General features: G+C 68.7%; 9 protein-coding genes and 1 pseudogene. 9 read left to right on the top strand and 1 reads right to left on the bottom strand.

Annotated features, from left to right (window positions below; genetic code table 11):
* Positions 1-289: 289 nt before the first annotated feature.
* Positions 290-370: a putative leader peptide gene (locus STSP_RS41190; protein ID WP_408646284.1), complete on the bottom strand. Its 81-nt coding sequence runs from the start codon at positions 368-370 to the stop codon at positions 290-292.
* Between the two features lie 248 nt (positions 371-618).
* Here STSP_RS41190 and STSP_RS41185 point away from each other — a divergent pair, with 248 nt between their 5' ends.
* The 9 genes and pseudogenes from STSP_RS41185 (at position 619) to STSP_RS13435 (ending at position 10,794) form a co-directional block, all read left to right on the top strand.
* Positions 619-708, top strand: a complete 90-nt coding sequence (locus STSP_RS41185) for a putative leader peptide (protein WP_106434236.1) — start codon at positions 619-621, stop codon at positions 706-708.
* A 260-nt stretch (positions 709-968) separates the two neighbouring features.
* Positions 969-2,120, top strand: coding sequence for an LLM class flavin-dependent oxidoreductase (locus STSP_RS13470; RefSeq protein WP_067276588.1), 1,152 nt, complete (start codon positions 969-971; stop codon positions 2,118-2,120).
* Positions 2,117-3,547: an MFS transporter gene (locus STSP_RS13465; RefSeq protein ID WP_078067146.1), complete on the top strand. Its 1,431-nt coding sequence runs from the start codon at positions 2,117-2,119 to the stop codon at positions 3,545-3,547. Before STSP_RS13470 ends, STSP_RS13465 begins: the two co-directional genes overlap by 4 nt.
* A 184-nt stretch (positions 3,548-3,731) precedes the next feature.
* Positions 3,732-4,835 (top strand): annotated as a pseudogene (locus STSP_RS13460) (pectate lyase family protein); the annotation flags it as partial.
* A gap of 248 nt (positions 4,836-5,083) precedes the next feature.
* Complete coding sequence (locus STSP_RS13455; protein ID WP_067276584.1) at positions 5,084-5,686, top strand: sugar O-acetyltransferase; 603 nt, start codon at positions 5,084-5,086, stop codon at positions 5,684-5,686.
* Between the two features lie 373 nt (positions 5,687-6,059).
* Complete coding sequence (locus tag STSP_RS13450) at positions 6,060-7,031, top strand: carbohydrate ABC transporter permease (protein ID WP_078067145.1); 972 nt, start codon at positions 6,060-6,062, stop codon at positions 7,029-7,031.
* Positions 7,021-7,941, top strand: coding sequence for a carbohydrate ABC transporter permease (locus STSP_RS13445; protein ID WP_067276581.1), 921 nt, complete (start codon positions 7,021-7,023; stop codon positions 7,939-7,941). The genes STSP_RS13450 and STSP_RS13445 overlap by 11 nt, the downstream gene beginning before the upstream one ends.
* Positions 7,942-7,952: 11 nt before the next feature.
* On the top strand, positions 7,953-9,335 hold the full coding sequence (locus tag STSP_RS13440; protein ID WP_067276578.1) for an ABC transporter substrate-binding protein: 1,383 nt from the start codon (positions 7,953-7,955) through the stop codon (positions 9,333-9,335).
* 82 nt (positions 9,336-9,417) lie between these two features.
* The gene (locus STSP_RS13435) at positions 9,418-10,794 is read left to right on the top strand and encodes a Gfo/Idh/MocA family protein (RefSeq protein WP_232789619.1); all 1,377 of its coding nucleotides are present in this window, start codon (positions 9,418-9,420) and stop codon (positions 10,792-10,794) included.
* Positions 10,795-10,872: the final 78 nt, after the last annotated feature.

Genomic DNA, 10,872 nt, shown 5'->3' with positions numbered 1-10,872 from the left:
CGCGTGGCATGCGCGTGGCATGCGCGTGGCATGCGCGTGGCATGCGCGTGGCATGAATTTCCGCATGACGAGGAGTGGAAAGCCGGTGATGGATACGACCGACCACGAATTCGTCTTGCGGCGGCGCCGAGTTGATGCTTTTGGAAATCGCAGAATCAGGGCAGCAGAAATCCACTGCTACTGGATTTCACCAAGGCGGGCGGCACTGCGGCCCTACGATCAACGGCGCGGCAGGTGCCCGACAGAGGCGGCGAGCAAGAGGGTTTTCCTCAGATCAGCTCAGGCTCGCTCAGACGCGACGGCAACAGAAGGCACTGGAAACACGCGCAAGGTCGACGTGGCGTCGCCGCGTGAGGTCCTGTCGCTTCATGCCACCGATCCAACCAGTGGGAAGTCCAGCCGGTCAAGAAAGCCCTGATGCGATCCCACATCCCGGACGAGCGTGCCGCACTGGGCACTTGCCGTGCAGGTGTCTTGTGGCTTCGACGTCAGCGCGGATGGTCTGCCGGGCTTCGGTCTCCTGACGTCCACCCCCCCCGACTCCCTCCGCCCCTGCCCGTCTCACCTGCTGACATACCGCGGGGCACCACTTGAGCCGGGTGGCGCGGCTGCCGCACAATGCCCGGCATGACCGCTGCTGCCGACATCCTCGTGGGACGACTGCACGTCGATCTCTGTCGCCAGTCCAGCGCCACCTGTCGCGGCTGACGCCTTTCGGGCCTTTGAGGCCCTCCCTGCCGTAGAGCCAACGGCCCCTCAGCTCTTCGCGCGTCCGCTCCTCACAGGTCTGCTCCTCGCCCGTCTGCATCCTCACAGCCAACGCTCAACACACTGCGCCGCGGCTGTCCCCTTCCCGTGCACCTGCGTGCCTCGACGCGTACCTGAACGTACGCCGCCGGGCCGCAGCGGCATGCCCCCTGCGGCATGCCCCGCACACCGTCCTCCGACCCCAACCGGAGCCCGTACTCATGTCTGCCCTTACCTTCCATTGGTTCCTGCCCACGACCGGTGACAGCCGGCATATCGTCGGCGGTGGTCACGGTTCCACGCCCGGCACCGCCGGCGGTGACCGCCCGGCCTCCATCGAGTACCTCGGGCAGATCGCCCGCACCGCCGAGCAGCTCGGCTTCGTCGGGGCGCTCACCCCGACAGGCGCGTGGTGCGAGGACGCCTGGGTGACCACGGCCATGCTGACCCAGGTCACCGAGCGGCTGAAGTTCCTGGTCGCCTTCCGCCCCGGCCAGATCGTCCCGACGCTGTCCGCACAGATGGCCGCGACCTACCAGCGGCAGTCGCACGGCCGGCTGCTGCTCAACGTCGTCACGGGCGGCGAGTCCGCCGAGCAGCGCGCGTACGGCGACTTCCTCGACAAGGACCAGCGGTACGCCCGTACCGGGGAGTTCCTGGACATCGTGCGGCGGCTGTGGGCCGGGGAGACGGTCGACCACCACGGCGAGCATCTGCGGGTCGAGGCCGCCAGGTTGAACCGGCTGCCCGAGCCGGCGCCGCAGATCTACTTCGGCGGCTCGTCGCCCGCGGCCGGTGCGGTGGCGGCGCGGTACACCGACGTCTACCTGACCTGGGGCGAGCCGCCGCAGCAGGTGAAGCAGAAGATCGACTGGGTGCGCTCGCTGGCCGCCGCGCAGGGCCGCGACGTACGGTTCGGCATCCGGCTGCACACCATCAGCCGGGACACCTCGGCACAGGCGTGGGCCGAGGCGGAGCGGTTGCTGAAGGCCATGGACCCGGAGCGCATCAAGGCGGTGCAGCAGGGCCTGGCGACCAGCGAGTCCGAGGGGCAGCGGCGGATGCGCGAGCTCCACAACAGCGGAGACACGAGCAGTCTGGAGATCTACCCCAACCTGTGGGCGGGTGTCGGCCTGGTCCGCGGCGGTGCGGGCACGGCGCTGGTGGGCAGCCACACGGAGGTCGCCGACCTGATCGAGGAGTATCACCGGCTCGGCATCGAGGAGTTCGTCCTGTCCGGGGTGCCACACCTGGAGGAGGCGTACTGGTTCGGCGAGGGCGTTCTGCCGGTGCTGGAAAAACGTGGCCTGTGGCAGCACCCGGCAGGTCCGCGTACCGTCGAGGCGGGCATCGTCCCGTTCGCGGCCCGATGAGCGCGGCGTCGCGTGTGCCCGCGCCTGTGCCCTCGCAGGCGCCGGCCGGGGACCCGGAGCGGGACCAGGATGCCTCGGCTCCCGGGCGGCTGAAGACCGTGGTGCTCGCCAGCCTGCTGGGCACCACCGTGGAGTGGTACGACTTCTTCCTCTACAGCACGGCCGCGGGGCTGGTCTTCAACAAGCTGTTCTTCCCCGCGGCCAACGGCACGGTCGGCACGATGCTGTCGTTCGCCACGTTCGCCGTGGGCTTCGTCGCCCGCCCCATAGGCGGCCTGCTCTTCGGGCACATCGGCGACCGGATCGGCCGTAAGCACACACTGGCCTTCACGATGGGCCTGATGGGCGTCTCCACCGCCCTCATCGGCCTGCTGCCCACGTACGAGCAGGTCGGCATCCTCGCCCCCGCGCTCCTCCTGGTCCTGCGGGTCGCGCAGGGCGTGGCGCTCGGCGGGGAATGGGCCGGGGCGGTGCTGCTGGCCGTGGAGTACGGGCCCGCGGGCCGCAAAGGCCGGTTCGGCAGCTATCCGCAGATCGGACTGGCGCTCGGACTCGCCCTGGGGACCGGTGTGTTCGCGTTGCTGAGCGACCTGCTCAGCGAAGCGGCGTTCCTCGACTACGGATGGCGGATCGCCTTCCTCATCAGCCTGGTGCTCGTCGTGGTCGGGCTGACCGTACGGCTGAAGATCGACGAGACGCCGGCCTTCCGTGCCGTACGCCGCCTTCAGGAGCTGCCTCGATCCGCGCCGCTGGTGGAGCTGGTGCGTGAGCCGGCCGCGCGCCGGCACGTCCTGCTAGGCATGCTCGCGCGGTGGGGCGAGGGGGCCGCCTTCAACACCTGGGGCGTCTTCGCCATCACCTACGCGACCGGGACGCTGAAGCTGGACCGCACGCCGGTGCTGCTCGCGGTGACGGCCGCGGCGCTCGTGATGGCCGCCCTGATACCGGTGTCCGGGGCCGCGGTCGACCGCCGCGGGGCCCTCCCGGTCTACCTCACCGGCATGGCCGCGTTCGTCGTCGCGGTCTTCCCGGCGTTCTGGCTCTTCGGTACCGGTGGGACATGGGCCTTCGCGGCGGCGCTCGTCGTGACGCTGGGGATCGTGCACGCCTGGTTCTACGGCGCCCAGGGCACCCTGTTCGCCGCCCTGTTCGCCACACCGGTCCGGTACACGGGCATGTCCTTCGTCTACCAGATGTCCGGCATCTTCGCATCCGGCATCACTCCGCTGATCATGACCGCCCTGCTGGCGTTCGGTTCGGGCAGCCCGTGGTGGGCTTGCAGCTACCTGGCGCTGACCGGCCTGGTGAGCGTATGGGCGACCGGTCGGCTGCGGGACGGGGACCTGCATGTGCCGACCGGGCGGGCGTCTCTGACGCGCCGTCATCCAGTGGCGGATGCAGGCTGCCGTCGGCGGGTGAGCGGCTGAGCACCTGAGTAGCTGCCGGTGCGTACCGCTCGCTTGCGAGTCGGTACGCACCGGCAGTTCTTTCGCACCGGCGGCAGCGGTACGAGATAACCCACGCTGCACCCGCAAACCTTTTCCACCGCAGTGGCGACAGAGAGGTGAACAACCTGCACCCAACATTCAACGACGAATTGGGGAGACCAGGATGCGACGACCGATTGCGCTGCGGCTCTCCGCAGCGCTGGCCGCGATCGCCCTCGCCGGTGGGATCGGTGTGGCGGTGTCGGCGCCCGAGGCGTCCGCCGCCGTCGGCAGCGCCACCGGCTACGCGACCCAGAACGGCGGGACGACGGGTGGTGCCGGCGGGCAGACCGTGCGCGCCACCACAGGCACCGAGATCCACCAGGCCCTGTGCAACCGCGCCGCGAGCGACACCCCGATCACCATCGAGGTCGAGGGCACCATCCACCACGGCAACACCAGCAAGGTGTCCGGCGACAGCTGCAACACCGCCGACGACGTGATCGAGCTCAAGCAGATCAGCAACGTCACGCTCATCGGCGTCGGGAACGGCGCCGTCTTCGACCAACTGGGCATCCACATCCGCGAATCGAGCAACATCATCATCCAGAACGTGACGGTCCGGAACGTCAAGAAGTCCGGCTCGCCCACGTCCAACGGCGGTGACGCCATCGGGATGGAGGCGGACGTCCGCAACGTCTGGGTGGATCACGTCTCCCTGGAGGCGTCCGGCGGGGAGTCCGAGGGCTACGACGGTCTCTTCGACATGAAGGATAACACCCAGTACGTGACCCTGTCCTACAGCACGTTACGCAACTCCGGCCGCGGCGGCCTGGTCGGCTCCAGCGAGAGCGACCTCTCGAACGGCTTCATCACGTACCACCACAACCTGTACGAGAACATCGACTCACGCGCCCCGCTGCTGCGTGGCGGTACGGGCCACATGTACAACAACTACTATGTGAGCCTGAACGAATCCGGCATCAACTCCCGCGCCGGAGCCAAGGCCAAGGTGGACAGCAACTACTTCAAGGACTCCAAGGACGTCCTGGGCACCTTCTACACCGACGCCGCCGGATACTGGCAGGTCAGCGGCAACATCTTCGACAACGTGACGTGGTCCGCGCCCGGCGACGACAACAACCCGGCCGGCCCCGACCCGCAGTCCAACACCACCGTCTCGATTCCGTACGCCTACACCCTCGACGACGCGAGCTGCGTGCCGGACGTCGTCGGCCGGACGGCCGGCGTCGGCAAGGGCCTGCGGGTGTCGGACGGCGACTGCACCACGCCACGGATCGCCGAGTTCGAGACGTACGCGATGTAATCGACGCGGCTCGGCACGTTGGGCAACCAGGAGCAGGCCGCGCCCGCCCCCGTCGAAGACGCGGGCGGGCGCGCCGGTGCTGATCGTGCACGGCAGCAAGGACTACCGCGTCCCGGCGGGCCATGTCCTCGGACAAAGGTGCGGCGCCCCGGCATGATTTAACTCATCATCTTCAGGCCCGAGGGCTTGGACGAAGGGAGCGTTCCGCTGTGACGCATGCTCACGAGGAAGAAGTGCTGGCCAGGATCGCCAAGGGGCTGGTCTACACCGAGTCGGAAGCGGCCTTCCAGGCCCCTCGGCGCCGCACCGAGCAGATCTTCGAGTACAACCACACACCACCGAGCGAAACGGAGAAGCGTCGATCGCTGCTCGTCGCGATCTTCGGCTCGGTCGGTGAACGCACGGTCCTGCTGCCGCCGTTCCACGCCGGGTTCGGCAGCAACGTCTACATCGGCGACGACTTCTTCGGGAACGTGAACCTCACGTTCGTCGACGACGTGGACATCCGCATAGGTAACGATGTCATGATCGCTCCCAGCGTGACACTGACCACGACGGGACACCCGGTGCATCCCTTGCGACGCGCTGACTTTGGGCGATTCTCGGAACCGATCGTGATCGAGGACAAGGTCTGGATCGGTAGCAACGCGGTGGTCCTGCCCGGCGTTCGCATCGGATACGGGTCGGTCATCGGCGCCGGCAGCGTCGTGAGCCGCAGCATTCCCCCGATGACCGTCGCGGTCGGTACCCCTTGCCGGGTGGTCCGCCCCATCACGGACGAGGACCTCACCACACGTACCGCCGGGCATTGAGCCTCGCACGCTTCGAGGGGCCTGAGGCACCGCGCCACACTTCCGGGAGCACACCCGCCTGATTCACCAGCAGAGTTCGGCCGGACCCGGGGTCCCGCCCATCACGATGGCGTCGTAGGCCACCGGCGGGAACTTCCGGATTCCCTTGACCAGGCGTCCGACCCCGCATCCTCCCGTCCCGTCACCCCCCGCACGCTGCACAACTCTTGACGCGGCGTCGAGCAGGTCCATAGGTTCGACAGACCGCCCACTGAACCCGGTTCACGAACATGAACCGACCGACTTCTCTTCCTGAAACGTTACAAACCCCTGCTCGCCCAGTTCTGTACCCCCTGTTGTCCCCCCATGCACCCGCCCCAGGGAGACCCACCGTATGAGCCTTGCCGAACTGCAGCATCTGACTGCCGACAGGCGCGGAAAACCACGGCTCCGCAGCGAAGAACGCAAGGAACAACGCAAGCTCCGACGGGTTTCCGAGCGCGACAACAAGGCCGCCGCGATCTTCCTCCTGCCCTGGCTCATCGGGCTGGTCGGGCTGACCGTCGGACCGATGCTGGTCTCGCTCTACCTGGCCTTCACCGACTACAACCTGCTGCAGGACGCCGACTTCACGGGCTTCGACAACATCGTGAAGATGATCAACGACGAGCGGCTGCACCAGTCCCTCGGGGTCACCTTCGCCTACGTCCTGATCGGCGTACCGCTCCAGCTCGTGGTCGCCCTGGCGCTCGCGATGATCCTCGACCGCGGGATGCGCGGCCTGTCGTTCTACCGCTCGGCCCTCTATCTGCCGTCCCTGCTCGGCGGCAGCGTCGCCATCGCCGTTCTGTGGCGCGTCATCTTCGGCGACGACGGTCTCTTCAACGGGCTGCTCGCGTTCTTCGGCGTCACCGGCCAGAACTGGATCTCCAATCCGGACACCGCGCTCGGCACCATCATCCTGCTGCACATCTGGCAGTTCGGGTCCCCGATGGTGATCTTCCTCGCCGGCCTGCGGCAGATACCCCGCCACTACTACGAGGCCGCGTCCATCGACGGGGCGAGCGCCTGGCGGCAGTTCCGCTCGGTGACGCTGCCGCTCCTGAGCCCGATCGTCTTCTTCAACCTGGTGCTCGGGATCATCAACGCCTTCCAGTCGTTCACGCAGGCGTTCATCGTCTCCGGCGGCACCGGCGGGCCCGCCGACTCGACGCTCTTCTACACGCTCTACCTGTACCAGGAAGGCTTCGGTTCCTTCCTGATGGGTTACGCCTCCTCGCTGGCCTGGCTGCTCCTGGTCATCATCGGGGCCTTCACCGCCGTCAACTTCTGGGCCGCAAAGTACTGGGTGTTCTATGACGACTGAAACGGCCGACCAGCCGCCCCTGTCCTCCGCACCGGCCCCGGCACCGTCCGGCACGGCGGCCCCGGTGACCGGGAAGCCCGCCCGCACCTCCCTCGCCCGGGCCGGGAAACACGTCCTCATGGTCGCGATGGTGGTCATCGCGCTCTATCCCGTGGTGTGGATGGCCGTCAGCTCGCTGCGGCCCGAGGGCCGGATCTTCACGGACACCGGCATCTTCCTCGACACCTTCAATCCGGAGAACTACACCAACGGCTGGAACGCGCTCTCCCACCCCTTCAGCACGTATCTGCTCAACTCCGCGATCGTCACGCTCGGTTCGATCATCGGCAATCTGGTGAGCTGCTCGATGGCGGCGTACGCCTTCGCGCGCCTCTCGTTCCGCTTCCGCCGTACGACCTTCGCGATCATGCTGATGTCGATCATGCTGCCGATCCATGTCGTGATCGTCCCGCAGTACGTGATCTTCGCTCAGCTCGGCTGGATCAACACCTTCCTGCCGCTGATCGTGCCGAAGTTCCTCGCCGTGGACGGGTTCTTCGTGTTCCTGATGGTGCAGTTCATCCGGGGTCTGCCGCGTGAGCTGGACGAGGCCGCGCGGATCGACGGCGCGGGCCACGCGCGCATCTTCCTGCAGATCATCCTGCCGCTGATGAAGCCCGCCCTGGCCACCGCCGCGATCTTCACGTTCATCTGGACCTGGGGCGACTTCTTCACCCAGCTGGTGTTCGTGACCGACCCGGCGCTGTACACCGTCCCGGTCGCGCTGCGCTCCTTCATCGACGCCCAGTCCCAGTCCTCGTACGGCGCGATGTTCGCGATGAACGTGGTGTCGCTGCTGCCGGTGCTGCTCGCCTTCGCCGTCGGCCAGCGGTACCTGATCCGCGGTATCGCCACCACCGGCATGAAGTGAGGCCCGAAGACATGCCACAGCACACCTCACCGTCCCGTCCGTCCGAGCCGTCCGGTCCGTCCAAGGCCTCCGGTCCGTCCCGCCGTACGACGGTCCGCGCGCTGGCCGCGCTGGCGGGCGGGACCGCGCTCACCGCAGCCACGACGAGCTGCGCCGTCGGCGGGCCGACCGGTCCTGACCGGCTCTCCGACGGGCCGGTCACCCTGCGCATGACCTGGTGGGGCGGAGACGCCCGGCACCAGGCCACCCACAAGGCGATCGCGCTGTTCGAGAAGAAGTACCCGAGGATCAGGGTCGAGGCGGAGTTCGCCGACTGGAACGGCTACTGGGACCGGCTCGCCACCTCGGCCGCGGGCGGCAACGCCCCCGACGTCATCCAGAACGACATCGCCTACCTCGCCTCGTACGCGGAGCGCGGCGGCCTGTTCGACCTCGGCCGGTCCGAGCACTTCGACGCCTCCCTGTTCACCGAGGAGACCCTGGACACCGGACGGCACGACGGCGGTCTGTACGGTGTCCCGGCCTCGGTCACCTCCATGGCCATGCTCGTCAACCGCACCCTCGTCGACGAGCTCGGCCTGCGGCTGCCCGACACCCGCTCCTGGACCTGGGACGACCTGGAGAAGTTCGGCCGTGAGGTGGCCCGCGCCTCCGGGGGCAAGGTGCACGGTGCGATCCCGCTCGGTGGCCCCGGCATCCCGATCCTGTGGGCACGCCAGCACCGGCAGGAACTCTTCGGCCGGGACGGGAGCGTAGCGGTGGACCCGGACGTCCTCGGCGGCCTGTGGGAGATGACCCGGGACTGGTCGGACAACGGGGCGGCGCCCGGTGCCGGCGTCATCGTCGACAGCCAGGTGCTGCCCCTGGACCAGTCGCCGATCGTCACCGGCAAGGTCGCGATCTCGCCGGCCTGGTGCAACCAGCTCATCGCGTACAAGGCCGCGGCCGGTGGTGACGAGCTCGAGCTCGTGGACATGCCCACGCTTCCCGGCAGTCCACGCCGCCACCAGTTCGTGAAGCCCGGCATGTACTGGTCGGTCTCGTCTCAGACCCAGCACCCTGCCGAGGCCGCGCTCCTGGTCAACTTCCTGGTCGGCGACGAACAGTGCACCAAGATACTCGGCGCGGAGCGCGGCATCCCGGCCGCCGCCCGCACCCGCGAGAACATCGCGCCTTCCCTCGCCCCCGACGACACCGCAGCCCTGCGCTACGTCGAACGCATCGAGAAGAACCTGGCCGGCGCCCCCCTGCCGCTCTTCCCCAACGGCGCGAGCGCGGTCGAGGACATCCTGCAGCGCTATGTGGAGGAGGTGGTCTTCGGTCGAAGCAGCGGACCGGAAGCGGGCGCGGGCTTCGCGGATGAGCTCAGCGGACTGATCGAGTCGGCCTCGTAGACACCACACGACGCCCTCGTAGACACCTCACGACGCCGCACCACGCACATACGTCATACGGAAACATCGATCCGGAGGAATTGTGCCCACCCGCACCGCCCCCCGCCGGTACGCCGTGTACGGCACCGGCCACCGCGCACGGATGTACGTCCAGGCGCTGCTCGACACCTACGCGTCCGAGGCCGTCCCGGTCGCCTGGTGCGACACCAACGAGGCCCGGATGCGCCACTACGACACCCTGGTCGCGGACGCCGGGCACCGGCCCCGCCACTACCACCCGGACGACCTGGAGCGGATGCTCGCCGAGGAGAAGGTGGACGTCCTGGTCGTCTGCTCCCCCGACCGTACGCACGCCGACGCCGTGTGCACGGCGCTGCGGGCGGGTGTCGACGTCGTCTGTGAGAAGCCGCTGACGGTGGACGAGGACGGGCTGCGGGCGATCCAGGCCGCGGTCGACGCGTCCACCGCACGTCTCACCGTGACGTTCAACTACCGCTATTCTCCGAGGAATTCGACCCTGCGACAGGTGATCGCGGACGGCAGGGTCGGCAAGGTGCTCTCCGTGCATTTCGAGTGGCTGCTCGACACCGTGCACGGCGCGGACTACTTCCGCCGCTGGCACCGCGACAAGACCGTCTCGGGCGGACTCGCCGTACACAAGGCCACCCACCACTTCGACCTGGTCAACTGGTGGCTTGACGACGTACCCGAGACGGTCTTCGCCCTCGGCGGCCTCCGCTTCTACGGCGACACGGGCGCGGGACGGCAGCCGGGCGAGCGGCCCTCACTCGGCCGTGACGCCGCGGCCGAGGACCCGTTCGGCTTCGACATGGCCACGGACCCGCATCTGCGCGCCCTCTACCTCGACGCCGAGCACGTGGACGGATATCTGCGCGACCGTGACGTCTTCGACCCGGGCATCACCACCGAGGACACCCTGAACGTCCTGGTCGGCTACCGGGGCGGCGTGTCCATGTCGTACGCGCTGACCGCGCACAGCCCATGGGAGGGCTACCGGGTGTGCGTCAACGGCTCGGAGGGCCGGGCCGAACTGGAGGTCGTCGAGCGGGCCCATGTCACGGCGGGCGACACGGCCCGCACTCTGCATTCCAAGCCCGCACCCGTACGCCCGGCCGTCGACCCGAGCGCCACGCCCGAAGCCGCCGGGCCCGGCGCCGGCGAGGGCGGCGCGGTCCGGGTCAACGGCACCCGCCTGGTGGTGCAGCGGCACTGGGAGGAGGCCCGGGAGGTCGAGGTCAAGGAGGGGGAGGGCGGGCACGGTGGCGGCGACGCACTGCTTCTCCACGACGTCTTCGTCGGCTCCGGCGACGACCCTCTGCGCCGCCGCGCAGGCTACCCGGACGGACTCCGCAGCGTCGCGGTCGGCATCGGCGTCAACCGCAGCCTGGCCACGGGCGCCCCGGTGCACCTGGCGGACCTGGGGCTGCGACTGTCCTGAGCTCGGGGGGGCCGGGGGGCGGCCCCGCGTTGAGGCCGGGGCGCGCCCGTGTGTCCCGGCCGCGCCGCGGCGGGGCGG

This window comes from Streptomyces jeddahensis (assembly GCF_001642995.1).
Lineage (GTDB): Bacteria > Actinomycetota > Actinomycetes > Streptomycetales > Streptomycetaceae > Streptomyces > Streptomyces jeddahensis.
Note: the sequence above shows the minus strand (reverse complement) of the source record. Positions and strands in the feature narration are given on the sequence as shown.

Coding starts and splice junctions, on each gene's coding strand:
- STSP_RS41190 (WP_408646284.1), bottom strand. CDS start 370: ATGAAGCGACAGGACCTCACGCGGCGACGCCACGTCGACCTTGCGCGT.
- STSP_RS41185 (WP_106434236.1), top strand. CDS start 619: ATGCCCGGCATGACCGCTGCTGCCGACATCCTCGTGGGACGACTGCAC.
- STSP_RS13470 (WP_067276588.1), top strand. CDS start 969: ATGTCTGCCCTTACCTTCCATTGGTTCCTGCCCACGACCGGTGACAGC.
- STSP_RS13465 (WP_078067146.1), top strand. CDS start 2,117: ATGAGCGCGGCGTCGCGTGTGCCCGCGCCTGTGCCCTCGCAGGCGCCG.
- STSP_RS13450 (WP_078067145.1), top strand. CDS start 6,060: ATGAGCCTTGCCGAACTGCAGCATCTGACTGCCGACAGGCGCGGAAAA.
- STSP_RS13445 (WP_067276581.1), top strand. CDS start 7,021: ATGACGACTGAAACGGCCGACCAGCCGCCCCTGTCCTCCGCACCGGCC.
- STSP_RS13440 (WP_067276578.1), top strand. CDS start 7,953: ATGCCACAGCACACCTCACCGTCCCGTCCGTCCGAGCCGTCCGGTCCG.